General features: G+C 50.5%; 21 protein-coding genes. 7 read left to right on the top strand and 14 right to left on the bottom strand.

What is annotated here, in order from left to right; genetic code table 11:
• Positions 1-9: 9 nt before the first annotated feature.
• The 9 genes from gltB to AC55FS_RS04305 form a co-directional block, all read right to left on the bottom strand.
• A complete protein-coding gene (gene gltB / locus AC55FS_RS04345; RefSeq protein WP_496934846.1) occupies positions 10-4,464 on the bottom strand; it encodes a glutamate synthase large subunit in 4,455 nt (1,484 codons plus the stop codon).
• A 186-nt stretch (positions 4,465-4,650) separates the two neighbouring features.
• Positions 4,651-6,060 (bottom strand): SPOR domain-containing protein, encoded by a 1,410-nt coding sequence (locus AC55FS_RS04340; RefSeq protein ID WP_496934845.1) that lies wholly within the window; start codon positions 6,058-6,060, stop codon positions 4,651-4,653.
• Positions 6,061-6,079: 19 nt separating this feature from the next.
• Positions 6,080-7,162 carry a 3-dehydroquinate synthase gene (gene aroB / locus AC55FS_RS04335; protein ID WP_496934844.1) on the bottom strand — a complete coding sequence of 361 codons (1,083 nt, stop codon included), beginning with the start codon at positions 7,160-7,162 and terminating at the stop codon, positions 6,080-6,082.
• Positions 7,159-7,677, bottom strand: a complete 519-nt coding sequence (aroK, locus tag AC55FS_RS04330) for a shikimate kinase AroK (RefSeq protein WP_496934843.1) — start codon at positions 7,675-7,677, stop codon at positions 7,159-7,161. Before aroK ends, aroB begins: the two co-directional genes overlap by 4 nt.
• Position 7,678: 1 nt before the next feature.
• A complete protein-coding gene (locus AC55FS_RS04325) occupies positions 7,679-9,796 on the bottom strand; it encodes a type IV pilus secretin PilQ (RefSeq protein ID WP_496934842.1) in 2,118 nt (705 codons plus the stop codon).
• Position 9,797: 1 nt separating this feature from the next.
• On the bottom strand, positions 9,798-10,247 hold the full coding sequence (locus AC55FS_RS04320) for a pilus assembly protein PilP (protein ID WP_496934841.1): 450 nt from the start codon (positions 10,245-10,247) through the stop codon (positions 9,798-9,800).
• Positions 10,248-10,333: 86 nt separating this feature from the next.
• Complete coding sequence (locus AC55FS_RS04315) at positions 10,334-10,969, bottom strand: type IV pilus inner membrane component PilO (protein WP_496934840.1); 636 nt, start codon at positions 10,967-10,969, stop codon at positions 10,334-10,336.
• A complete protein-coding gene (locus AC55FS_RS04310; protein ID WP_496934839.1) occupies positions 10,970-11,524 on the bottom strand; it encodes a PilN domain-containing protein in 555 nt (184 codons plus the stop codon). It lies immediately after the preceding gene.
• Positions 11,524-12,585, bottom strand: coding sequence for a pilus assembly protein PilM (locus tag AC55FS_RS04305; protein ID WP_496935939.1), 1,062 nt, complete (start codon positions 12,583-12,585; stop codon positions 11,524-11,526). Before AC55FS_RS04305 ends, AC55FS_RS04310 begins: the two co-directional genes overlap by 1 nt.
• 210 nt (positions 12,586-12,795) lie before the next feature.
• Here AC55FS_RS04305 and AC55FS_RS04300 point away from each other — a divergent pair, with 210 nt between their 5' ends.
• Positions 12,796-15,240, top strand: a complete 2,445-nt coding sequence (locus AC55FS_RS04300) for a penicillin-binding protein 1A (protein ID WP_496934838.1) — start codon at positions 12,796-12,798, stop codon at positions 15,238-15,240.
• A 62-nt stretch (positions 15,241-15,302) separates the two neighbouring features.
• On the opposite strand, the gene AC55FS_RS04295 is transcribed toward AC55FS_RS04300, so the two are convergent.
• The gene (locus tag AC55FS_RS04295; RefSeq protein ID WP_496934837.1) at positions 15,303-16,706 is read right to left on the bottom strand and encodes a D-2-hydroxyglutarate dehydrogenase; all 1,404 of its coding nucleotides are present in this window, start codon (positions 16,704-16,706) and stop codon (positions 15,303-15,305) included.
• A 192-nt stretch (positions 16,707-16,898) separates the two neighbouring features.
• On the opposite strand from AC55FS_RS04295, the gene serA reads away from it, so the two are divergent.
• Complete coding sequence (gene serA / locus AC55FS_RS04290; protein ID WP_496934836.1) at positions 16,899-18,128, top strand: phosphoglycerate dehydrogenase; 1,230 nt, start codon at positions 16,899-16,901, stop codon at positions 18,126-18,128.
• Between the two features lie 65 nt (positions 18,129-18,193).
• Here the strand turns inward: serA and hisF are convergent, their stop codons facing one another.
• The 4 genes from hisF to hisB are packed head-to-tail and all read right to left on the bottom strand — an operon-like array spanning position 18,194 to position 21,013.
• Positions 18,194-18,958, bottom strand: a complete 765-nt coding sequence (gene hisF / locus AC55FS_RS04285) for an imidazole glycerol phosphate synthase subunit HisF (RefSeq protein ID WP_496934835.1) — start codon at positions 18,956-18,958, stop codon at positions 18,194-18,196.
• Complete coding sequence (hisA, locus tag AC55FS_RS04280) at positions 18,958-19,704, bottom strand: 1-(5-phosphoribosyl)-5-[(5-phosphoribosylamino)methylideneamino]imidazole-4-carboxamide isomerase (protein ID WP_496934834.1); 747 nt, start codon at positions 19,702-19,704, stop codon at positions 18,958-18,960. The genes hisF and hisA overlap by 1 nt, the downstream gene beginning before the upstream one ends.
• Before the next feature lie 55 nt (positions 19,705-19,759).
• Positions 19,760-20,410: an imidazole glycerol phosphate synthase subunit HisH gene (hisH, locus tag AC55FS_RS04275; protein WP_496934833.1), complete on the bottom strand. Its 651-nt coding sequence runs from the start codon at positions 20,408-20,410 to the stop codon at positions 19,760-19,762.
• Positions 20,411-20,419: 9 nt separating this feature from the next.
• Positions 20,420-21,013 (bottom strand): imidazoleglycerol-phosphate dehydratase HisB, encoded by a 594-nt coding sequence (gene hisB, locus AC55FS_RS04270; protein WP_496935938.1) that lies wholly within the window; start codon positions 21,011-21,013, stop codon positions 20,420-20,422.
• A gap of 106 nt (positions 21,014-21,119) precedes the next feature.
• On the opposite strand from hisB, the gene AC55FS_RS04265 reads away from it, so the two are divergent.
• The 5 genes from AC55FS_RS04265 (at position 21,120) to AC55FS_RS04245 (ending at position 26,742) form a co-directional block, all read left to right on the top strand.
• Entirely contained in the window at positions 21,120-21,542 is a 423-nt protein-coding gene (locus AC55FS_RS04265; protein ID WP_496934832.1) for an acetyl-CoA sensor PanZ family protein, read from the top strand.
• 104 nt (positions 21,543-21,646) lie between these two features.
• Positions 21,647-22,276 (top strand): MlaC/ttg2D family ABC transporter substrate-binding protein, encoded by a 630-nt coding sequence (locus AC55FS_RS04260; protein WP_496934831.1) that lies wholly within the window; start codon positions 21,647-21,649, stop codon positions 22,274-22,276.
• Between the two features lie 657 nt (positions 22,277-22,933).
• Complete coding sequence (locus AC55FS_RS04255) at positions 22,934-25,336, top strand: bifunctional diguanylate cyclase/phosphodiesterase (RefSeq protein WP_496934830.1); 2,403 nt, start codon at positions 22,934-22,936, stop codon at positions 25,334-25,336.
• Positions 25,337-25,415: 79 nt separating this feature from the next.
• Positions 25,416-26,453, top strand: coding sequence for an A/G-specific adenine glycosylase (gene mutY / locus AC55FS_RS04250; RefSeq protein ID WP_496934829.1), 1,038 nt, complete (start codon positions 25,416-25,418; stop codon positions 26,451-26,453).
• Positions 26,454-26,463: 10 nt separating this feature from the next.
• The gene (locus AC55FS_RS04245) at positions 26,464-26,742 is read left to right on the top strand and encodes an oxidative damage protection protein (RefSeq protein WP_496934828.1); all 279 of its coding nucleotides are present in this window, start codon (positions 26,464-26,466) and stop codon (positions 26,740-26,742) included.
• Positions 26,743-26,815 lie beyond the last annotated feature (73 nt).

The raw sequence follows: 26,815 nt of genomic DNA, 5'->3' as shown, positions 1-26,815 counted from the left end.
AACCGGCCGTTACTCTGGACGAGCACGGGTGGCATTCAGCAGTTGCTGCAGATCAGCGGCTTTTGGTTTCACCAGCCAGAACTTGCGAATGTAATCGTCAAAATCTTCCAGCAGTTCTTGCGCCCAAGCGCTGCCGGTTTCGTCATAGTGCTCACGAATAACGCCACGCAGATGGCTACGATGGCCTTCGGTTTCTTCATTGACGATCCGGGTAATCTCAACCAGCTCATGGTTGTACTTATCAACAAAGCTGTTGTCGCGATCGAACACATAGGCAAATCCACCCGTCATGCCAGCACCAAAGTTGTAGCCGGTTTTGCCCAACACACACACCATGCCTCCAGTCATGTACTCACAGCAGTGATCACCCGCGCCCTCCACCACGGCATGGGTACCTGAATTACGCACCGCAAAGCGCTCGCCGGCACGACCAGCCGCCAACAACTTGCCACCGGTGGCACCGTATAAGCAGGTATTGCCGATAATGGAGGTTTCTTCGCTGCGGAATTCAGAGCCCTTCGGTGGACGCAACACCAGCTTACCGCCGGTCATGCCCTTGCCGACGTAGTCGTTGGCATCACCATCGAGAATCATTTCCAAGCCGCCGGCATTCCACACACCAAACGACTGACCGGCAACACCCGTTAGATGAATACGAATCGGGTGTGCTGCCATACCCTGATTGCCGTGGCGCTTGGCAATTTCACCCGACAAACGAGCACCAATCGAACGATCACAGTTAGTAATCTCATAACTGAAATAACCACCGGCTTTGCTTTCAATCGCTGGCAGTGCATCTTGTGCCATGCGTTCAGCCAATAACCCCTGGTCGTACGGTCGGTTACGCTCTACCTGCACGGTATGAGGCTTGTCGGCCGGAATCTGATCATTATGAATAATGGGAGTCAGATCCAAGTGACGTTGCTTATCGGTATTGCCACCGATCATCTCTAGCAGGTCTGTTCTGCCGACCAGCTCCTCCAACGAGCGCACGCCCAGCTTGGCCAGCCAGCCACGTACTTCTTCAGCGACAAAGCGGAAGTAGTTCTTCACCATATCGGCGGTGCCAATATAGTGTTGATCACGCAAACCATCGTTTTGTGTCGCCACGCCAGTGGCGCAGTTATTCAAGTGACAAATACGCAGGTACTTACAGCCAACAGCCACCATAGGCATGGTGCCGAAACCAAAGCTTTCAGCACCCAAGATAGCAGCTTTGATAACATCCAAACCTGTCTTCAAACCACCGTCGGTCTGTACGCGCACATTGCCGCGCAGATCATTGGCGCGCAGTGCTTGGTGCGCCTCCGATAGCCCCAGCTCCCAAGGTGAGCCGGCGTACTTGATCGACGTCAGCGGTGATGCTGCCGTACCACCATCGTAGCCAGAGATAGTGATCAAATCGGCGTAAGCCTTGGCCACACCTGCGGCGATGGTGCCAACACCAGGCTCAGATACCAGCTTGACCGACACCAGCGCCTGTGGGTTGACCTGCTTGAGGTCGTAAATCAGCTGCGCCAGGTCTTCAATCGAATAAATATCGTGATGTGGCGGCGGTGAAATCAAAGTCACCCCAGGCACCGAATAGCGCAAGGTAGCAATGAGATCATTAACCTTGCCGCCAGGTAGCTGGCCACCCTCACCCGGCTTGGCGCCCTGAGCAACTTTAATCTGCAACACTTCGGCACTGGACAAATAGTGCGGTGTCACACCAAAACGGCCGGAAGCGATTTGCTTAATCTTGGAGTTTTTATGGGTGCCATAACGCGCAGGATCTTCACCGCCCTCACCAGAGTTTGAGCGTCCACCCAGCTCATTCATGGCCTCAGCCAGGGCTTCATGAGCCTCAGGAGATAAGGCTCCCAGTGACATAGCCGCAGTATCGAAGCGCGGATAAATAGATTCCACCGGCTCGACGTCATTTAGCTCAATCGCTTTGATGTCTTTACGCAGCGACAGCAGGTCACGAATCGTGGCAACCGGACGTTCATTCACCAGGGTGGCAAACCGGTCATAGGCCGCCTGACTGTTAGTTTGCACCGCCTCCTGAATATTTTTCACCACATCTGGGTTATAGGCATGGTACTCACCGCCGTGCACATATTTCAGCAGTCCGCCCTGATCTAATGGTTTCCGCACTTTCCAGGCGTTGCGATGGGCCAACTTCAGATCATCTTCAAAGTCTGCAAAACTGGCCCCCTGAATACGGCTGGTGACACCGCAGAAACACAGGTCAACCACATCAGAGCCCAAACCAACGGCCTCAAACAACTGCGCGCCGCGATAGGAGGCAATGGTAGAGATGCCCATTTTCGACATCACCTTCATCAGTCCTTTACGAATCGCCTTACGGAAGTTCTGGTGCGATTTCAACGGATCGCCCAGCAGCTCGCCGGTGCTATGCAAGTCAGTGAGGATGTCATAGGCCAGCCAGGGATAAACAGCCGTGGCACCAAAACCCAGCAACACTGCAAACTGGTGTGGATCACGCACGGAGCCAGTTTCAACCACGATATTGCTGCGAGTACGCAGACCTTGACCCGCCAGACGGTGATGCACTGCGCCCGTCGCCATGGCAGCGGGGATAATTAGCTGTTCTGCGGTAACCTCATAATCGCTGAGAATCAGCACCACATGGCCGTCACGGACCGCCTGCTCTGCCTTGTCTGCCAACGCCAAAATGGCGTCACGCAACGAGGTGTTTTGGCTAAAGCCAAGCGACAGCGTGATATTGCTGAAACCTTCTTTTTCCGTTTCCGCTTTTTTTAGGCCAACAAACTTCAGTGGTGACAACACTGGCGAGGTCAGAATAATACGGTTGGCATGCTGAGGTGATTCTTCAAACACATTTTTCTCAGCACCCACGCAAGTCTCCAACGACATAACGATGGATTCCCGCAGCGGATCAATCGGTGGGTTGGTGACCTGAGCAAACTGCTGACGGAAATAGTCCGCCACATGCCGAACACGCTGTGACAGCACCGCCATCGGTGCATCATCACCCATCGAGCCGGTCGCTTCTTGACCACTTTCCGCCATGGGCCGCAACACTTGGCTGCGTTCTTCATTGCTAACCAGATGCAGCTTTTGATGACTATTGAGTTCATCTCCAGCCATATCATCCAGCCCGGCGTGGCGCAGATAAAGACTACTTTCGATGCGCTTGGCATTTTCTCTGAGCCAAATTTTGTACGGGTGCTGTGACTTCAACATATTGTCAATGTCGTCGGTGTGCAGCAGCTTGCCTTCTTGGGTATCGATCGCCAGGATCTGACCCGGTCCAACACGGCCTTTCGCCACCACATCTTCCGCTTTATAACCATGCACCCCAACTTCCGACGCCACAGTGATCAGATCATCCTTGGTGATGACCCAACGCGATGGGCGCAAGCCATTACGGTCTAAGCCACAAACGGCGTAGCGTCCGTCGGTAATGACCAGTCCAGCCGGACCATCCCAGGGTTCCATGTGCATCGAGTTGTATTCATAAAATGCACGCAGATTGGAATCCATGGTTTCAACATTCTGCCAGGCCGGTGGAATCATCAAGCGAATGGCGCGAAACAGATTCATGCCACCGATCGACAACAGCTCCAGCATATTGTCCATGGAGGAAGAGTCGGAACCTGTGGTATTGACGATAGGCGCCAGATCGGACAAATCGGGCAACAGCGGGCTGTGGAATTGGCCAACCCGGGCATTGGCCCAGTTACGGTTACCCTGAATGGTATTAATCTCGCCGTTGTGGGCCAGCATACGGAACGGCTGAGCCAACGGCCATTTCGGCATAGTATTGGTAGAGAAACGCTGGTGGAACACACAGATAGCAGTTTCCAAACGCTCATCACCCAAGTCCGGATAGAAGTTGGGCAAGTCTACCGGCATCATCAGGCCTTTATACGACAGCACCCGATCAGACAAGCTGGCAATGTAAAAATCAGGATGCGAAGCCAGAGCTTTTTCCGCATAACGACGCGCGTAAAACAGTTTAACAGCCAGTGCCTGCTCATCCAGTTCCTGCTCGGGGGCAATAAACACCTGTTCAAAACGCGGCAGACAATCAATGGCCATTGGGCCGAGATAATCGTTATTGGTGGGAACGGTACGCCATCCTAGGACGGTCAGTTGCTGTTCGCGCAAGGCTTGCTCAACGGCCTGCTTCTGAGAGTTGAAGATCGACTCATCAAGATCCATAAACAACATGCCAACAGCGTATTTTTGCGGCAAGGATATACCCGCATCTGCCGCAACGGCGCGCAAAAAAGAGTCTGGCTTTTGAATCAAAAGGCCACAGCCATCGCCCGTTTTGCCATCGGCAGCAATACCGCCGCGGTGAGTCATACAGGTCAAGGATTCAATGGCTGTTTTCAATAACCCATGGCTTGGCTGCCCCTTCAGGTGAGCCAACAGCCCGAAGCCACAGTTGTCCTTAAATTCGCCAGGAGTGTACAGACCAGTCCGCATAGAACAGCCCTCATCAGTAAAAACGATTAAATATCAGGGGCTTAGAAAGCCAGGTTATTCGTAATTTGAACAACCTCAAGACAAAAAAGGACGACCATTCTACACACGCAAATACCCGGTAACAAATAGGTTACTTACGAAAAGAAGGCAAAAGAGAATAATATTCTGCGGTTACTACCTAGTGGATTACCGAAACTGACCCAAATCCCTCACCCAGGGAGAGCCCGACACAAGCCCTTTAGGAAAGCGGGATGCAGCCTTTTTGGCGTCGACATCACTGGTATAAACACCTGCCACCACTACGTACCATGGAGCTCCTTGATACTCACTCTGCACAATATATAAACGTTGCGACACCTTGCCTTGCCACTGATCAACGTATTGCTGCGCAGCAACGCGGCTTTTGACTCCGAGTACCTGCACAACATAACCCTTGGCATTTGGATCTATAGCGTTGGAACGGCTAGGCGATGGTGAGCTGGCCACTTTTGCAGCCTGCTGTGGCTTCACTTGCTCCGAAGTCACCTGCTCAGCGACGGGCTGAACCTCCGTCTCGGGGCTTTGTTGTTGAGCTTCTTGCACAGCGCTCGAATCGGTCTCAAGTGGCAACCTAGCTGTTGTCACAGGATTCTCAATCACCTCAGACGCTGATAACGATTCAGGCGTTTCATCATATGAAGATGGGGTAGAGCGCAGTGACTCTGATTGAGCATAGTTATAATCAAGCTCAACAGGAGCAGACTGCTCAAGCTGCTGCAACAATTGCTCAGCGGAAGGTGCCGCTGGATGTGGTTGCTCTTGATAGAGAAAGGCCATGACAGTGACACATCCGACCAAAGCCACAGCAATGATGTGCCATAGCGGAAAACGCCCAATGACTGGGTTGGCTATAGCTGTTGTTGTCTGAGCCTTCTGCTGCTTAGACACATGCTGTAGCAAATCACCGGGATAACCGCTAGAGCGCTCAAAAACAGCCAGCTGCTGCGCATCATTAAGACTAGGCTGCGCCATAGTCAGCAACTGCTTGGCTTCTGATTCTGGCAAGGGTTCGAGCTGAATAACATGAGAGGGGGCGGCGGTTGGTCCTGGGCGTAATCTCTGCTCATAGCCATTGCGCCCAAGCAAAACAAAAGCCAATTGCTTTGGAGCCAATAAAGCTAAGTAACTGATATCATTCAATATTTCAGCCGACAAAGAATCGGCATCATCAATGATGACAACCAAACCGCCGCCATCGCGATAACGCTGCAGAAGAATTGCACGCAGCTGATCCAACGCTTCACCGCGACTTTGAGACAGCCCAGTATGATCAGCAAAAGCTGCGATACGCGATACCAGATGATCCAGCTCCAAGCCAGGTTCGGCCGTTAATGCCAAGGTCTCGTCCGTGCCTTGACGTTCTTGCTGAAGAAGCAGCGATAACGTGGACTTTCCAGAACCGGCATCACCACAAATCAATACCAGCAATTCGCTGTAAGCAGATAGGTGCAACAGCAACTGCAAGTGTTGCTGCTGACTGGCCAAAGATAGCAAGGATGGATCAGATGACGGAGAGCGTTGCACGGCAGACGAAGTCGGTAAGTCCAAGTCCTGCATAGCAACAGCTCCTTTTAATTCATTCCGCGCGACAAGCGTTCAATGTTTGCTGCAGAGTATCAACGGCCACATCACTGGTCACTACTGCTTCGCCTATTCCCTGCAGCAATACCAAACGTAAGCGGCCATCAAGTACCTTTTTGTCGACCTGCATTCTCGACAGATAATCATCGACTGTCATATCGGCAGGCCCCACAGTTGGCAATCCGGCCTGTTGCAGCAAGACTTCAAGCTCTGCGACATCTTGGCTTTCTAACCAACCAAGGCGCGCACTGAGATCGGCGGCCATTTGCATACCCGCAGCAACGGCTTCACCATGAAGCCATTTGCCATATCCCTGGTGGGCTTCAATCGCGTGGCCAAAGGTATGGCCCAGATTCAGGATGGCACGGATGCCGGACTCTTTTTCGTCTTCTGCCACAACCGCCGCTTTATCACGACACGACACTTCTATGGCATAAGCTAACGCACCAGCATCTCGCGCCAGCAAGGACGACATATTTGCAGCCAGCCACTGATAAAATGGTTGATCACAGATCAGGCCGTATTTGATCACCTCAGCCAGACCTGCCGATAGTTCACGCTCAGGCAAAGTATCTAGCGTATCGGTATCAGCAATGACACAACGCGGTTGATGAAAAGCGCCAATCATGTTTTTGCCCAACGGGTGATTAACAGCCGTTTTGCCACCAACGGACGAATCTACCTGAGACAGCAAGGTGGTGGGGACCTGAATGAAATCCACACCGCGCTGATAACAGGCTGCGGCGAAGCCGGTCATATCACCAATAACCCCACCACCTAACGCCACAAGCGTGGTTGTACGATTATGCTGATTGGACAATAGCCCATCAAAAATCTGGTTCAATACATCCAGATTTTTAAACTGCTCTCCATCTGGCAGTACAACTTCATCCAGCTGGTATCCCGCCAGAGCCTGGCGAAGCGCCCCCAAATATAAAGGCGCTACGGTTTCGTTGGTAACGATAAGAACCTGGGAACCACGAATATGGGGGGTATAAAACTGAGCATCGGCGATCAGTTTATGGCCGATATAGATGGGGTAACTACGCTCCCCCAAATCGACCTGCAACGTTTTCATACTAATACCTTGAGACGCTTTTTTAACTCTTGCACAACCCAACGAGGATTGCGCTTATCTGTCTCGATCACGAGATCTGCCACCTCTTTATACAGTGGGTCGCGGGTTAAAAAAAGCTCTCGCAGAATTTGTTCGGGGTTATCAGCTTGAAGCAAGGGCCGATTTTTATCTTTGGCTGTACGGGCGAGCTGTTGAGCGACTGTGGTGCGCAAATACACCACAGTACCTCGGGCACTCAAATGGCGACGATTGTCCGGTTTCATAATCACACCGCCACCCGTCGCCAAGACAATACCTGGCTGCTGACTCAGCTCATCAATGACCTGAATTTCGCGTTCGCGAAAACCCGCTTCCCCTTCGACATCAAATATCCAAGGAATGTTGGCCCCACAGCGCTCTTCGATCACTTTATCAGAATCAAAAAACTCCAGACCTAGCTCTGAAGAAAGCAAGCGGCCAATGGTGCTTTTTCCAGCTCCCATTGGCCCGACAAGAAAAATGGAACGAGACGTCATATCAGCGAGCGTTCAGCGTATCCTTCACCAGTTTTGGTGTAATAAATACCAACAACTCAGTTTTATTATCAACGACATTGGTGTATCTAAAGAGAGCACCGATCAATGGTAAATCACCGAAGAAAGGCGTTTTATTGATAGTTGTTCTCTGCTCGGACTCAAAAATACCGCCCAAAACAATCGTCTCACCATTATTAACCAACACCTGTGTTTCAACAGCATTGGTATCAATAGCAGGCCCCGCAACAGTATCCTCACCAACAGAGTCTTTTGTTACGATCAAGTCCATAATAATCCGATCATCAGGGGTGATTTGTGGAGTCACCTCAAGCTTCAACACAGCTGCACGAAACGAAATACTGGTCGCACCACTGGACGCAGATTCCTCATAAGGGATCTCAGTACCAGACTCGATCAGCGCCTTTTTGCCATCCGCAGTCATTACCCTAGGTTGAGATACCACCTCACCTCGGCCATCAGACTCGATCGCTGAAAGCTCTAAATCAAGCATGTAATCGGCTGTCTGGTAACCTAACGCTAAGCTGGAAGCGAGAGGGTTGGTGGCACCAAAGTTCACTACATCAGAAGCGTTGATATCAATGCTGGAACTTCCAGCAGACGCCTGAGTGGCACGGTTAAACAAAATCTGGTTGCTTTCGGTCAAGGTTTGCTTACTGCCACCAATAGTGGTCCAGTTGCTACCGTTGTCCTTGTAGCCAGCTCCGCCCCATTTTACCCCCAGCTCCTCGCCAACATCGGTATTTGCCACAACAATGCGGGCTTCAATCAGCACTTGACGTACCGGAACATCCAGTAAGCTAAAGGCTTCGCGGATTTTTTCCAAACTGGACGCTGTGTCTTTCATTAACAAAGTGTTGGTGCGTTCATCCACCACAGCCGTACCGCGTTCAGACAACAAGCCGCTCTCTGAAGTGAGAAGCTCTGCCAAATCTGCTGCTTTTGCATAGTTAAGCTGCATATACTCTGTCACCAGGGGAGCCAACTCCTCAACCTGGCGAACTGCTTCCAATTCAACCTTCTCTCGAGCAGCAATCTCTTCAGCCGGTGCTATCAGCAACACAGATCCCATTTGGCGTTTACCCAAACCTTTGGTTTTCAACACCAGATCCAGTGCCTGATCCCACGGAACATCTTGAAGCCTAAGGGTAATGCTGCCCTGCACAGTATCAGAAGCAACTAAGTTGAGACCAGTGAAGTCAGCAATCAGCTGCAAGACTGCTCGAACTTCAATATTTTGGAAATTCAGCGAGAGCTTCTCTCCGGTGAATGGGAAGGCCTTTTTACGCTCTTCTATTGCTTCTTCAGGAAGAACCGACACATTGATCGACAGCAGGCGATCAGCTTGGTATGCCAAAAAGTCAAAGTCATCCGACTTCGGCTCGATGATTACGCGAGTTCCACCCTCCGCAGACCGAACATCCACAAATTTAACGGGCGTAGCAAAGTCGAGAACATCTAGTCGACGGCTCAATTCTGCAGGCAAGCGCACTCCGTTCAAATCAGCAATAATTTTCGAGCCTTCTCTACGAATATCAGCTGCGGCACGGTCATCACTCAAGCGAATCTGTACTTGGCCATCACCGAGTTCACCACGACGAAAATCTACGCTAACGATTTTTAGCTCGCCAACCGAAGCTCTGCTATTACTAGTCATAATTTCCGAACTAGACTTGCTGCTTGCAGGCTTAAAAACACGCTCTTCAGCAGTTTTCCCAACCCGTAAAAGCAAGCTATTTCCATTTACAACGGTTTGGTAGTCGACCAACCGTGTCAGGTTAATAACCATTCTGACACGATCTTTGCCAGCCAAAACAACGGCTGTTCTTGCATTACCTGCGCCTATATCAAACCGCTTTGCTGACAACGCACTAGAAGCTCCAGGGATATCGATCGAAATCCTAGCAGGCTTTTCAATGGTATAGCCTTTAACCTCAGGAGGCTTCCCATCAAACACAAGTTCAACCTCAGTAACATCACCAGGCAATGAAGAAAACTTCAAATCCTGTAGTACTGCCGCTGATGACCACGAGCTCAATGTCAAAAGTAGTAATGACAGCGCCCATTTATTTATCATTTTCGTAAGCATGCGAGTCTTCATGTTAATCTCCCGACAGCCCCTCTAGCACCATTGTGCGCGGACGCTCAATCCAGCCCCCCATACCGTTGGGCACAATCTCAATTAAATTAATTCGATAATCCGACACAGAAACAACTTTGCCATGGTTCTGCCCCAAATAGTTACCTTCTTGTATTCGAACAACGCCTCCATCACCATCTCGAACGAGCACCCAAAGATCTCCATCAGAGCCTTTTAGCGTTCCAACCATAGCCAATTCGTTAAAACCAAACTGTTCCAAGTGCTCTTTTGGCCGGTTATCGTCTGGTCGAATATTTGAGACATCTTTATCGAGCTGCACCGTTTCATCGACAACTACAGGCAATTCAAACGGCGAGCGAATTCCAGCTGAACTGTAGTTAAAAGACTCATACGGTTTAAACACAGGAATAGGTTCAATACGCCCCCGAGGCTTAGACAGCGTGTCATCCACAAACCGCCTCAAATCATCAGTATCTGCAGATGATGAGCACCCAGCCATGGCGAATGCTAGTATCAGCAGTGCGAAGCTCCTCATCATCATTCTTCCTCAGGGTTATATTGGTAAGTTTTGGCCTGAATTTTCATAGTCAGGTCAGAATTTTCGAGTTTTTGTATCGAAAAATCATGCAGCGTCACAATACGAGGCAAGGAGGCCACAGTAGATACGAAAGAGCCCATTTCATGAAATCCACCGGTGACAGCGATATCGATTGGGAGTTCATTATAAAACTCCGCCTTTGTCATCTCACTCGGGTCGATAGCATCCAATTTAAGGCCAGCTCCAAGGGCTGCGCCACTAATATCATCAATCAGCCCCGGTACTTCGGTATCTCTTGGTAGCTGCTTCAATAACGAACCAAAGCTTTCTTCCATCTCCAAAAGCTGAGCTCGGTATTGGTCTAGATTGGAAATTTTGAAGGCCTTTACTTCAAATTCTTTTTTCAGTTTAACTTCTTGCTGTTGCTCGGATGCTAATTGATCAACTTGATCAACGATCAGGAAGTAGTACCCTGCCACACATAGCCCGACAAACAGCACCAAAGCTAGGGATGCCCTCCCAAGCAAAGGCCAGGAGCCCATATTTTCCCAATCAGCGTTGTTGATATCATCGATGTCAATGTTTTGCAGTTTTTCAACAAATGCAGACATATCAAAGCCTTTACCACTAGCCATCTACAGTTGCTCCTCTTCCTGATTCGGGTTGAAGCGCTGCATCTTCACTTCGAACTCATTAACACCCTCAGACACAGAACGAACACTAATGAGCTCAGGATTTTCGAACCACTGCGACCCATCAAAGTTACGCATCAACGCAGCAACACGGTTGTTAGACTGAGCCATACCCTTAACAACGACTGTCTGACCTGTAATAGACACCGAGGTAAAATAAAGATCATCAGGTACAGACTTGGCCATTTCATCAAACATCCGGACAATAATAGGCCTATTTCCCTGCAATGCCTGAATCAGCTCCATCCGTTCTATCAGCTGTTCCCTTGTTTCTCTAAGCTTGCTGATTTCCTCAATTTTGGCCTCGATCACATTCATTTCGTTTTGTATGAATGCATTCCGTTGCTGCTGGTTACTAACAGCACTACTGTAAAAATCGCTAACAAAGTACACCAGCGCACAGGCGACGATTGCCACTAAAAAGAGAGCGGAATAATATTCCTGATTTTTCTGTTGCCGACGCTCTTCACGCCACGGCAATAAGTTAATATTTGCCATCAGTCGAAGCTCCTCATCGCCAGGCCACAAGCTATCATCAGCGCAGGCGCGTCATTATTAAGCAAGTTGGCACTTACTTTCTGTGACAGAGTCATGCTTACGAAAGGATTGGCCACCATAGTAGCAATACCTAATTCATCCTGAACAAGCTCCGCTAAGTCTGGTAGCGATGAAGTACCACCGGCCAGCACAATATAGTCAACATCATTAAACTGGCTTGAGGAGTAAAAGAATTGCAATGAGCGACTTACCTGTTGCACCACTGCGTTGCGGAATGGCTGCAACACCTCAGACTCATAATCATCGGGGAGCCCGCCTTCCAATTTTGCACGTTGTGCTTCTTCCTCGCTCAGACCATACCGCCGCATGATGTCTTCAGTGAGCTGCCTACCACCGAACAGCTGTTCACGGGTATAAATTGATTTGCCCTGATGCAATACGCTCAGGGTGCTCATCGTGGCCCCAACATCAAGAATCGCGACGGTTTCAATTTCACTGCCGTCCAACTGGCCTTCTATTAACTTAAAAGCTCGCTCGGTACAGAAGGCTTCTATGTCCACCACTTTGGCTTCAATGTTGGCATACTCAATGGCATCTTTACGTCGTTCTACAGTTTCAGAGCGACATGCTGCCAACAGGACATTGACCATATCCGGACTGCCTTCGGTAGCACCCTGTATTTCCCAGTCAAGTGCGACCTCTTCCAAGGGATAAGGAATGTACTGATCGGCTTCAGCACGAACCTGAAAATCCATTTCATCGTCAGACAGGTCTCCGGGCATCTGAACCGTTTTAGTAATAACGGCTGAACCAGCCACGGCGATCGCACCTTGTTTGGCTGAAGTGCGGGAACGCCCAATGGCGCGACGAATGGCTTCGCCTACTGCCTCATCATTGTTGATGGCCTGTTCCACCACAGCATTCTGTGGCAATGGCTCACTGGCGTAGGCCTCGACTTGGTAACGGCCGTTGTTGTGACTCAGCTCGAGCACCTTTACAGAGGTAGAGCTGATGTCGACACCCAGGAGCGCTTTGCCTTTTTTACTTAATAAGCTGGCCAGCACGGTAAAATCCCCATCAAATCGCGAACTTGCGAGAACAAGCTCACTCTAATCCTATCTGTCAAATTCATTATAAGCACATTCCTATTAAAAGAACAAAAATCCCTTATAATGCTCCAACCCGCATAAATACTGGGTTTCTGAGGCAAGAGACGTTCATTTAATATGGCTTCCACACACATCGCCGCGCGCCTAATTCTTTGGCTTACAATGTCCACCATAGCAGGCGCCGGCCTGGTGATGATGGCTGTTTATATCTACTTCGCCCCCACCTTACCCGACACGCAGGATCTGTTAGACACAGAACTGCAAACGCCGCTGCGAGTTTACACTCGGGATGGGAGGCTAATCAGTGAATTCGGTACCAAAAGACGAAATCCAATTCGCTATGAAGAAACGCCGCAGCGTTTTATCGATGCTCTGCTGGCTTCCGAAGACGACAGCTTTTTTGAGCACTTTGGTATCGACATCAAGGGCTTAGCCCGCGCCGCCTTTGAGCTTCTTAGTACCGGTAGGAAGCGATCTGGCGGCAGTACCATCACCATGCAGGTGGCCAAGAATTATTATCTTAGCAGTGAAAAAACATTCTCTCGTAAGTTCACCGAAATTCTTCTGGCTTTAAAGATTGAGAAGGCGCTCACAAAACAGCAAATTCTCGAGCTTTACCTCAATAAAATTTACCTCGGCAAGCGCGCTTACGGCATTGAAGCCGCTGCTCAGGTCTATTATGGCAAGTCGATTCAGCAACTAAGCTTGGCCCAGCACGCCATGATTGCTGGGCTGCCGCAGGCTCCGTCTGCCGCCAACCCTATCAATAACCCAGAACGGGCCATTAGCCGGCGTAACTATGTGCTTGCACGCATGCGATCGCTTGAGCTCATTAGTCAGGAAGAATTTGAAACAGCAGCTCGAGAGCCCATTACGGCTCGTTATCATGGTCCAGTGTCAGAAGTGTCAGCTCCTTATGTTGCCGAGATGGCTCGTCAGTTTGCTATTGAGCAATACGGCAGCAGTGCCTACACGGCTGGCTACAGCATCTACACCAGTATCGATAGCAAACGCCAGCAAGCTGCCAACCAGGCTTTGCAGCGTGGACTGTTAAAATACGATCGTGACCACGGCTGGCGACAAGCAACCGAACAGCTGCCGGTTGTTAGTTACGAGGTGAAAGATCAGCCGTCACTGCAAACCTGGCTAAGCCAAGCCTCTTCAAACTACGACATCAATTGGCACGCAACTTTGCCCGCATGGAATGACTATCTGCGCAATTCCCCAGACAGCGGCCTGTTAAAAACAGCAATTGTCTCTCAGGTGGAGCAGCAAGGCGCCTGGCTCTACACATTAAATGGTATGCGCTATTTGCCCTGGTCAGGCATCCAGTGGGCGCGTGAACATGTGAATGTCGATATCATTGGCAAGCCATTAAAGTCAGCCAGTGAAGTGTTAACCATGGGCCAGGCAGTGTGGTTTGAGTGGCAAGACCAGGTGCCAGTTTTAGCTCAGCAACCAGAAGTAGAAGGCGCACTGGTCTCTTTGGCGCCGGAGGATGGCGCTATCCAGGCATTAGTTGGCGGCTTCTCTCCCGCCAGCAACAGCTTTAACCGTGCAATTCAAGCCGATCGCCAACCTGGCTCAGCCTTCAAGCCCTTTGTTTACAGTGCAGCCTTAGCCAATGGATTTACTCCCGCCAGCATTATCAATGACGCACCGGTTGTATTTGAGGACGCCAGCCTAGAAAACACCTGGCGACCACAAAATGTCAGTGGCAAGTTCTATGGCCCGACACGCCTGCGTCAGGCTCTCTATAAATCACAGAATCTGGTGTCCATTCGCATACTGAAGAGATTAACTCCGCAAACGGCCATCGACTTTATCAGCCCCTTTGGCATCCCTGCCAAAAAGCTAAACCGCGACTTATCCTTGGCGTTGGGGGCCTCTGCAGTCTCGCCGATGGAGTTGGCAACCGGATACGCAGCGTTTGCCAACGGTGGCTATGCCATATCTCCGTACGTTATTGACAGAGTCGAGGACGACGATGGCAATGTTCTGTTCCAACACATTCCAAGCAAGGCCTGCGACACCCCAGTCACTGAGCTGCAGCAGCTGGAGCGTGAAATGCAGGCAAGCCTAGGCATTGATGCAACAACAAAAAACTGTGCACCGCGTGTCATCGATAAACGTACCCATTTTCTGATCATGACCATGATGCAGGATGTCATCAAACGCGGCACCGGCAAACGCGCATTGGCCTTGAATCGTGCAGACCTGGCCGGTAAAACCGGAACCACTAACGATCAAAAAGATGCTTGGTTTGCGGGTTTCAACCCAGGCTTAGCAACCATCGTTTGGGTTGGCTTTGACCAACCCAAAACCCTCGGCCGCTGGGCTTATGGAAGCAATACCGCACTGCCGATATGGGTCGATTACATGGGTCAAGCGCTACAGGGCATTGCCGAGCAGCCCTACCAGCAACCGGAAGGCATTGTCAGCGTACGCATTGATCCAGATACCGGCTTATTAGCACCCGCCGGACAAGCTAATGCCATCTTTGAATACTTCCGCAAGGAAAATGTGCCAACCGAGATGAGCAAACCTGCCCCTTCAGCAGAACAGCAGGAAGAAAAGAACGGAGTCATTCCAGAGCAGCTGTTCTAACGCCCGCTAGTTAAGGAACCAAAAAAAAGCAGCCCTAAGGCTGCTTTTTTTATGGTGGGGAATTACAAGTCAATCAGCTTGCCCGGGTTCATTACATTGTTGGGGTCAAACACCGCTTTAACCGCTTTCATGTAGGCTAATTCGGCAGCCGAGCGGCTGTAGTTCAGGTAAGGTTTTTTCGTCATACCAACACCATGCTCAGCCGACACAGAACCTTGATACTTTTCGACCGTCTCAAACACCCACTGCGAGACCTTGTTGCAACGTTCAAAGAACTCATCTTTAGCTAGGTCATCGGGCTTGAGGATATTTAAGTGCAAGTTGCCATCACCAATATGACCAAACCAGATGATCTCGAAGTCGGGATACTCGCGTGTGACGATATCGTCGATATCACGCAGGAAAGGAGGTACCTTAGAGACCACCACCGAAATGTCATTCTTGTAGGGAGTCCATTCAGAAATGGTTTCTGATATGTCCTCACGCAAACGCCACAGGTTCGCTGCCTGGGTTTCACTTTGACTGATGACACCGTCAGCTACCCAGCCATTTTCTAAGCACTGCTCAAACAGCGTCATCGCCTTATCGAGCTCGGCTTCGGTCAGCGCCTCGAACTCGATCAGTGCGTAATAATCGGTACTGGATTCAAATGGCGCTGGCACATCACCACGGGCAAGCACTTTTTGCATGGCCTTATCAGAAAAGAATTCGAACGCGGTCAGATCCATATCGCTCTGGAACTGATGCAACACCTTCATAATGTCATCCAGCTCTGGTACCCCAAGTACCAACACAGTGAGGTCTTTGGGCTGGCGCGTCAGGCGCATGGTTGCTTCAGTAATAAAGCCCAGTGTTCCTTCGCCACCAATAAAGAGTTGGCGTAGATCATAGCCAGTATTGTTCTTCAACAAGTCTTTATTCAGCTGCAGCACTTCTCCTTGGCCAGTGACCACGGTCAACCCAGCAACCCAGTCGCGAGTCATACCCCAACGAATGACTTTAATACCACCTGCATTGGTACTGATATTGCCGCCAATCTGACTTGAGCCCGCCGAGGCAAAATCGACCGGATAAAACAAATCGTGCTCTTCTGCGAATGTTTGCAGCTGCTCGGTGATGACGCCAGCTCCACATTTCACGGTACGATCCACAGCATTGAAATCCGACATCTGATTCATGTAATCAAATGCCACCACCACTTCACCGTTAGCTGCCACGGCTCCGGCACTCAGCCCGGTACGACCACCGGATGGCACCAAAGCAAGCTGCTGTCGGTTGGCCAATAGCACCAGCTCACGTACCTGCTCCGTCGTTTTCGGGAACACGATAGCGCTGGGCTTAGGATCATAGATCTTGGTCCAGTCCTTACCAAAGGTCTGCAGAGAGTCATCGTCAGTACGGACTTTATCGGCACCAACAATAGCGGCTAACTGGTCGATCAGAGCGTCTTGAGTCAGGGAGGTCATGAGGATTCCGCATATGAATAACATTCATTGCAACGTGAACAATCGTACAGTTTGAAAAACCCCGCAATACTCACGTTGACATAAGCAATTATGCTAGCATACGTGCCTCTTTTTTCGGAGTGGTTTTCACTCCCGGCGCCAGACGCCCAAGCACACGGTTTCCATCATTGTTAATCGACCACAGGTACCTCCATGGCACAAACATCTCTGGACAAAAGCAAGATCAAGTTCCTTCTGCTGGAAGGTGTGCATCAATCGGCCCTAGATACGCTGCAAGCGGCTGGCTACACCAATATTGAGTATCTCAAAACCTCTTTGCCCGCTGATGAGCTGAAAGAGCGTATTAAAGATGCCCACTTTATTGGTATTCGCTCACGCACCCAGCTGACGGCCGACATCTTTGATGCTGCCGAAAAGCTGATTGCCGTTGGCTGCTTCTGCATTGGTACCAACCAGGTCGACCTGAAAGCTGCCACCGAACGCGGCATCGCAGTGTTCAACGCACCTTACTCGAACACACGTTCAGTAGCCGAGTTGAGCCTGGCAGAAATGATCATGCTGATGCGCGGCATTCCGGAAAAGAACGCCCAATGTCACCGTGGTGGATGGCAGAAATCGGCCGCCAACTCCTACGAGATTCGAGGCAAAAAGCTGGGCATCGTTGGCTACGGCAGCATCGGTACGCAACTGTCGGTGATGGCAGAAGGGCTAGGCATGGAGGTCTACTTCTACGATGTGGTCACTAAGCTGCCGATCGGCAACGCCAAGCAAGTGAACAGCTTAAACGAACTGTTGAACCTGGCTGATGTGGTGTCATTGCACGTTCCTGAAACTGCAGCAACCAAGTGGATGATGGGGGCCGAGCAATTTGAACAAATGAAGCAAGGTTCTATTTTGCTCAATGCTTCACGTGGCACAGTGGTCGACATTGACGCACTGGCTGATGCCGTTCGTAGTAAAAAACTGCTGGGCGCTGCCATTGATGTCTTCCCAGTTGAACCACGCTCTAACGACGAAGAGTTCGTTACCCCACTGCGTGAGTTCGATAACGTTATCCTAACACCGCACGTTGGTGGCTCTACCTTGGAAGCCCAGGAAAACATCGGTAAGGAAGTGGGTGAAAAGCTGTCGACATACAGCGACAACGGCACCACCACATCTTCGGTGAACTTCCCTGAGGTGGCACTGCCGGCCAACCCCAATGTGCATCGGATTCTACACATTCATAAAAACGTGCCTGGCGTGATGAATGCCATCAACCAGATTTTTGCCGACAACAACATCAACATTTCGGGTCAATACCTGCAAACCGTTGAAGAAGTTGGTTACGTGGTCATTGATGTAGCAGCCGACGTCAGTGATCTGGCACTGGAGAAGATCAAGCAAATCGAAGGAACTATACGCGCTCGCGTACTGTATTAAGCAGCACGCCAGTACAGCCACAAAAAAGCAGGCCGAGGCCTGCTTTTTAGTTTCTACAGCGAGGATTAATCCAGTCGCATCTCGATGCCTGCAGCGGCCATGTGCTGCTTCGCTTGCATCACAGTGTATTCGCCAAAGTGGAAAATACTCGCCGCCAGCACCGCATCGGCGCCACCTTGCTGCACCCCTTCGACCAAATGATCAAGGTTACCAACACCGCCCGATGCGATTACCGGGATATTCACTGCATCGCTGATGGCCCGTGTCACTCCCAGGTCAAAGCCCGTTTTCACGCCGTCACGATCCATACTGGTTAATAAAATCTCGCCCGCTCCCAGCTGCGCCATTTTTTGCGCCCACTGTACCGCGTCGATACCCGTTGCTTTGCGGCCACCGTGGGTAAAGATCTCCCAGCGCTGCGGCGCCACCTGTTTGGCATCAATTGCCACCACAATGCATTGGGCGCCAAACTTATCTGACGCCTGGCGCACAAATTCTGGGTTATATACAGCCGCAGAGTTGATGGATACCTTGTCCGCACCGGCGTTAAGCATGCGGCGAATATCCGCCACTTCTCGAATGCCGCCACCCACCGTCAAGGGAATAAACACCTGCTCGGCAATGGCTTCCACCATGTGCTCTGTGGTATCTCGCTCCTCATGACTGGCAGTGATATCAAGAAAGGTGATCTCATCGGCACCCTGATCGTTGTAACGCTTAGCAATTTCAACCGGGTCGCCTGCGTCTCGAATGCCAACAAAATTAACGCCTTTGACCACTCGGCCCTGATCAACATCGAGGCAGGGAATGATGCGTTTTGCCAGAGCCATCAGCTGGCGACCTTGCACAGTTCATCGGCCATCTTCTGTGCGGTTGCCACATCCAGAGTGCCTTCATAGATAGCACGACCGGTAATCGCCCCCATCACGCCACGGCCAGACACAGCAGCCAACGCTTCAATATCTTTCATATCGGTCACACCGCCAGAGGCAATCACAGGAATTCCTCCCTGTTCTGCCAGCTGTACTGTGGCTTCGATATTCACACCTTGCATCATGCCGTCACGGGCAATATCGGTGTAAACAATCGCCATCACACCGTCATCTTTAAACTGGCGCGCCAGATCAACGGCTTTGACATCGGAAACTTCGGCCCAACCATCGGTGGCCACAAAGCCGTCTTTTGCATCTAAGCCAACAATTACGGCGCCTGGAAACGCGCGGCAGGCCTCGCTAACAAACTCAGGTTCCTTCACCGCTTTGGTGCCAATAATGACCTGACTCACGCCGGCCTTGATGTAGTGCTCGATGGTCTCTAACGAGCGAATGCCACCACCGATCTGAATCGGCAGCTGTGGGTATTGTTTGGCAATGGCTGTTACCGCCTCACCATTCACTGGCTCACCAGCAAAAGCACCATTCAAATCGACCAGATGCAGTCGTCGACAACCCGCTTCAACCCAGCGGCGTGCCATGTCCACAGGATGGTCACCAAATACGGTGGAATCTTCCATGCGGCCCTGACGCAGGCGCACGCATTGACCGTCTTTCAAGTCGATGGCAGGGATCACCAACATAAACTGCTTACCTCTTAAAGTGGTTGTTCATGGCGCCGACAGCTCGGCATCATGCTCAGGCCTGACCATCCCAGGCGAGAAAGTTCTTCAACAATGCCAATCCAGCGTGGTGGCTTTTTTCCGGGTGGAACTGCACAGCAAAGACATTATCTTGCGCCAACGCCGCATCAAAAGAGACTCCATATTCACACTGACCCATCACCTGAGCACGGTCTTCAGCACGAACAAAATACGAGTGCACAAAATAAAAGCGGCTGTTGTCTGGAATGCCTTGCCACAACGGGTGAGCATGTTGTTGCACCTGATTCCAACCCATGTGCGGTACTTTCAGATGCTGTTGCTCTACCGCTGGCTGATCACCAAAGAAGTCCACCTTACCGGCAAACAGGCCCATTGCCTCAACGCCACCATTTTCAGCACTGTGATGCAGCATGGACTGCAAGCCCACACATATTCCCAGTAATGGCTTACTGCGACGCACCTCGTCCACCACCTGGTCGATACCGAGCGCGCGTATCTCCGCCATGCAGTCACGAATCGCTCCTACACCCGGCAATACCACATGATCGGCGGCGAGGATTTCCTCAGGGTTTCGACTCACGATGATCTGAGTATCTGGTGCCACATGCTGCAGGGCTCCATGTGCTGAATGCAAATTGCCCATGCCATAGTCGATGACCGCGCATACCTTGCTGTTCACTGTCATCACGGATTCCTACAACGAGCCTTTCGTGGAAGGCATGATGCCTGCCATGCGCGGATCTAGCTCTACTGCCATGCGCAGCGCGCGACCAAATGCTTTAAAGATGGTCTCTGCCTGGTGATGCGCATTGAAGCCTTTCAAGTTGTCGATATGCAGAGTGACGTTGGCATGATTAACAAAGCCCTGGAAAAACTCCCAAAACAACTGGGTGTCAAAGCGGCCGATATTGCCGCGGGTAAAATCAACCTTCATATCCAGACCTGGGCGACCAGAAAAGTCGATCACCACACGAGACAAGGCTTCATCTAACGGTACATAGGCATGGCCATAACGCACTATGCCCTTTTTATCGCCAATCGCTTGGGCAAATGCTTGGCCTAGGGTAATGCCAATATCTTCTACCGTATGGTGGTCGTCGATATGGGTATCACCATCGCAGTGAATGTTCAGGTCAATCAATCCATGGCGCGCAATCTGATCCAGCATATGCTCCAAAAATGGAACACCGGTGTTGAACTCGGCTTTGCCGGTGCCGTCCAGATCGATACTGACGCGAATCTGGGTTTCGAGCGTATTGCGCTCTACCGTTGCGCTGCGTGCCATGATACTGCTCCGAAATCTCGCAAATTGGAAAGAAAGGCATTATAAAGCAACGCGCCAACGCAAAGTAGGCTGGCGGTTTCATCTATTGGTATTTTTACAGGGGGCCACAGTGCCGGTACGTTTAGAGCACATTTACTCACCTTCGTCGCAAGATTGGATCGATCTGCAGAAGATCCACGAGGAAACGGCACAAGACGGCCTGACATTGGACATCGATGCACTTAAACAGTGGCTGCAAACAGACCATCATTGGATCTTGGCGGGCCGCTTTAATGATCGTATTGTCGGTTGCTGCTTGGCCGCCATGGAGACAGATAACCAGATAACGCTAAGCAATGCCGGTGTGCGACGCATCACCCAACGCCGTGGCGTTATGCATCAATTGCTGCACCATATCTGCCAATGGGCAAGCCAAGAAGGCAACTGCCTGCTCATACCCACACCGCCCGCTGAGTTACATAGCGCCCTCGGACGACGACAATTCGCCACCATTGGCCCTGACTTTCTATACAATAACCTTAATGGAAGCTGAATTGTTCCTTCTGAAGAACAGGTTATTTGCATAATCTTGTCTACACACACAAGAAACGGGCGTCCATAATTGCCTCCATAGTTAATCAACCCGGATGGTTTGCCATGCGCATTGTCATTCAATCTGCAGCCTCTTTCATCATTGTTACCGCTCTGGCCTTGGCCAGCAGTCTTAGCGCTGCTGCCGAAACGCCACGCACTGTGGTTTCACAGGCCACCCAAGGTGTGATTGATGAACTCAAGCGCCTGCCGGTTGAAGATAGAACCGATGAACAGGTCAGACACTTGGTATTAACTTACCTGGTACCTGCCATTGATCAGCAACGAGTTGCGATGGGCGCACTGGGTAAACACTGGCGACGAGCCAACCAGGAGCAACGCCAACGTTTTATCGAACTGTTCCGCGACCAACAAATCCGTACCTATAGCGGCGCGTTTAAATCTTTCAATGGCGAACAAATAACACTAGATGAAGCACGTTTTAACCAGCGCGGTGATCGAGCCTTAGTGAAAGGCCAGCTAGTTCAAAGCAGTGGCCAAACCATCCCGCTCGACTTTCGCTTGTATCAAACACCAGACGGAAGTTGGCAAGTCTACGATGCTGTGGTCGCAGGCCTCAGTATGGTCAAGGCCTACCGCACTCAACTATCGGAACAACTGCAATCCATGTCGATTGCCGAGCTTCTCACCCAGATGGAGCAACAGGCTCCAGCCGCTCAGCAAGCTCAACGTTAAAGCAAGCACTCTCCACTCTGCTTGATTTCCCTTTGCCGGCTCTATGCTGGCTTTTTTCGTTTTTCCTGTGTCCTTAGCATCAGCTGCTAATATTAGAGAAGCGGGCATAACATCTTGGCCATAGATTCTTAATAACACTAGGAACCTCCATGACGTTTTGCATCAAGATGACGATCTCTAAGACCTGAGGTAGCCATGCAAAAACGCCTGCTCAGGCCCTGCTTAGCATTCCCTTTTTACCTATCTGCTATTGGCATTCGCGTGTATGGTGTTATGACGGTGCCCCCAGAGCCGTGTATTCACGGAATCAAACAACCGCCTTATCGCGCCAAAGACGACATCCTGATTCAGAAAGTACTGGACATGGCGTGGGCTGACTATTCGAAGGCAACAAACACAGGCATACTGCATTTGAGACTGTGGACAGATCAGGATGAGCACAACGGTCGTATGGTGTACTTCAGCCAGCCACTTAGCAGCGCATACCAAAGCCATCGCCCTAGCATGGTGATTAGTTTCGCCTGCATTAATAGCTTTGTGCATGACAAGCAAGCATCCCGACTTAGAGCTGAACACCCCTCACCAACAGCTAGCACAGTTAAGTGTCAACTTGGCAGCAATCAGTACGGTTTGCTCCTAAAGCTGGAGGGTTACTGAGTGTATCCCTTCCGCCACCAGTCGCTGCGTAAGAAATTGATTCTAATTTCATTGATCACCACCAGCCTGACCTTGCTGCTAGCCAACTTGGCCTTTATGTCGCTGGAGTATTATCTCTCTCGTCAAGACAATCAGAACAAACTCGCAGTATTGGGTCAGGTCATAGCCAATCGCGCCACCGCCGCTCTCACCTTCGCTGATATTCAGGTCTTGCAGAATAATCTCAACACCTTAAAAGCAGACCCTAATGTTATGCGCGGATGCATATTTGATGCAGAGCAAAGGTTGCTAGCCCATTACGAAAATCAAGGCATTAGCTGCCCAGTAAGTTTACAAGCACTGCAAGTCAACCGTGACCAGTTCTTTTCCCAGCTGTTTCCCATTTATCTCGATCAGCAACCCATCGGCACCCTCTACTTAGAAAGCAGTCGAGGAGCGCTGCTAGAGCGCTTCAATCAGTTTGTGACGTTCTCCCTGATTATTCTGGCGATTACGGTAGTGATGGCTATTTTGTTGGCCAATCGTCTGCAAGAGGTGGTGTTGCGGCCGATGCGAGAACTGAGTAATGCCCTCACTGCCATTGTTGCAAACAAGGATTATTCTATCCGGGCCACCAAAGAGAACGCCGATGAGCTGGGAGATTTAGTTGATTTGTTTAATGGTTTATTACGTACCATTGAAGCTGAAAACTTATCGCTAAAAACCAGTGAAGAACGTTTTCGCAAGCTCACAGCACTATCGCCAGTAGGCATTTTTCAAATCGATCCTGACCAGCAGCTAACCTATGTCAATCAGCGCTGGTGTGACATCCACATGGTGTCTGAACACGATTTGACCTTGCAGAGCTGGTTTGACCGTATTCATCCACGTGACCTGCCGCAGCTGCAAAAACGCTGGAACAGATTGATTTATGAGCAAGAAAGCATTGCCCAAGAGCTGCGTCTAACACGCCGTGATGGCAGCCATACCTGGATTCATTTATTGGCCAGCCCACTACACAACAGCAATGGTGAGTTATTGGGTTTTTTGGGGGCTATTTCAGATATTTCTGAGCTCAAAGCCGCTCAAATTCAAATGGAAAACCTGGCGTTTTATGATCCGTTGACAGGTCTCGCCAATCGTCGCTTATTCAAAAATCGGCTAGAGAAATCCGTTAAAAGTGTACTCAGATCCGGCAATTCGATGGCGCTCATGTTCCTCGACATGGACCAGTTTAAGCGCATAAACGATACCTTAGGGCACGACGCCGGCGACATTTTGCTGAAAGAAGTCGCAACCCGCCTAACTTCTACTGTGCGCGAAAACGATACGGTTTCCCGCATTGGTGGCGACGAATTCACCATTTTACTGACCGATATTCACCAAACGTCCGATGTGCTGGTGGTGGCTGAGAAGCTACTGCAAGCTTTGGCACGGCCAATTCGTATCAAAGGTCAGGATATTGTCACCACGGTAAGTATAGGCATCACCTTAACGCCCGAGGACTCAACCGATGCCAACACTCTGATGAAGAATGCTGACTTGGCCATGTACCGAGCTAAGGAAATGGGGCGCAATAATTTTCAGTTTTTCTCCGAAGATATGAATCACAATATCCTCGAGCACTTGGCTATCGAAAAAGAAATCAGCATCGCCATCGAACGTCAGCAATTTACCCTGCTGTTCCAGCCCAAAATAAGCATGCTGGACTATTCCGTCACTGGTGTTGAAACTCTGATTCGCTGGGATCACCCAGAAAAAGGCACCATCACCCCCGGGCGGTTCATTCCCATTGCAGAAGAAACCGGACAAATATTGGATATCGGCGCCTGGGTGTTGGAACAAAGTTGCCGCCAAGTGAGCTCACTCATCAGAGATGGAATCCTTCCCGCCAACGCCAAAGTCGCGGTGAATTTATCCGCCCGGCAGTTTGCCGATCCTAAACTGGTTGAACATATCAACGACGTGCTCAAAGCTTCCGCTATGTCGCCCTCGTGTTTAGAGCTGGAAATTACCGAAAGCACATTGATGGAAGATGTCGAAGCAGCGATCGCCACCATGCAAGAAATCAAAAAAACCGGCGTATCGATAGCCATCGATGACTTTGGCACCGGTTATTCTTCTCTGGCGTACATTAAACGTTTTCCCATTGATGTATTAAAGGTCGACCGTTCGTTTGTGATGGATATCCCTGATGATGCCAATGACATGGCTATTACCGCGGCGGTTATTGCCATGGCGCATAAACTCAGCCTGGATGTCGTCGCAGAAGGGGTCGAAACCAAAGCCCAACTGGATTTCCTACGTAGCAATAACTGCGATGAAGGGCAGGGCTATTTGTTCAGTCGGCCATTGTCATTGGGACAATTGCATCAGTTTATGCAGGAAACCAACCAGCAACGTTCAAGTGCCTACCACATCTGATTCTAGGACCGAGTGCTAACGTTTAATCCTAGCGTGACACACCTTATACTGCCGCTTTTTGACAACGACTCGAGCGCTTGTGCATTTCTCATTCAGCGACACTGTTTTGGCCTGGTATCAGCAGCACGGACGTAAACATCTGCCTTGGCAGCAAGACATCACACCTTACCGAGTGTGGGTATCAGAAATCATGCTACAGCAGACCCAAGTAGCGACGGTTATACCCTACTACGAACGCTTCATGGCGCGTTTTCCTGATGTTTTCAGCCTAGCCAAGGCCGAACAGGACGAAGTACTGCATCTATGGACAGGACTGGGTTATTACGCCCGTGGACGCAACTTACACGCCTGTGCACAACGTGTAGTTGAGCAATACCAAGGACAGTTTCCCCAGGATCTCGAGGCGCTCGCTAGCCTGCCAGGCATCGGCCGCTCCACCGCAGCAGCGATTGCCTCTATCAGCATGGGTATGCGTGCCGCCATTATGGACGGCAACGTCAAGCGTGTTCTTACGCGTTTTTTTGCTATTGAGGGCTGGCCAGGACAAACCAGTGTTAACAAAGAGCTGTGGCAACTAGCGGAATCACTGACTCCAGAGCACAGTTTTCGCGAGTACACTCAAGTCATGATGGACCTGGGGGCAACGCTATGCACCCGCAGCAAGCCGGCATGCGGTATATGCCCTCTGCAGCCACACTGTGCAGGCTATGCCAGTGGCAAGCCAACACAGTTTCCACATTCGAAGCCGAAAAAAGAAAAACCTGAAAAGCACACCATCATGCTACTGATAGAAAACCCATCGGGTGAGCGCTGGTTGCAGCAAAGACCTCAGCAAGGTCTATGGGGTGGACTGTGGAGTCTTCCAGAGGTTGATAGTGAAAACGAGGGGTTGGTGTGGCTAAAGCGTCAGTTTGGTGTAGAGCCCTCTACCAGCCAATGGCTGCCTGCATTCCGTCATACTTTTAGCCATTACCACCTGCATATTAGTCCCTGGCGACTGCAGCTGGATCGTCACTGTAACGCACTACAGCAAGGGAGTGGCTGCTGGTACAATCCCGATGATCCAGCCGAGCTGGGTCTGGCAGCTCCTGTTAAAAAACTATTACAACCGTCATAAGGACAACACCATGAGCCGAACCGTGCTGTGCCAAAAGTATCAGCAACAACTGCCAGGCCTGGACCAGGCACCGATTCCAGGCCCAGCAGGTGAAGACATCTTCAACCATGTTTCCAAGCGCGCTTGGGATGAGTGGACTGCCCATCAGACACGTCTGATCAATGAGAAACATCTGAACCTGATGGACCTGCAAGCCCGTAAGTATCTTACTGAGCAACGTCAAAAGTTTCTCAACAATGAGGACTACGATAAGGCCGACGGCTATGTTCCTGAAAATAAAGAAAAATAATTTGCAGAATTGGTTGACAGGTGGCGCCTCTCAGGTTTTAATACGCGCCACTTGATGAGGCAACAACTGCTGC

The organism is Bacterioplanes sp. CLAM21, from assembly GCF_059641015.1.
This window is presented reverse-complemented; position numbering and strand designations above follow the sequence as displayed.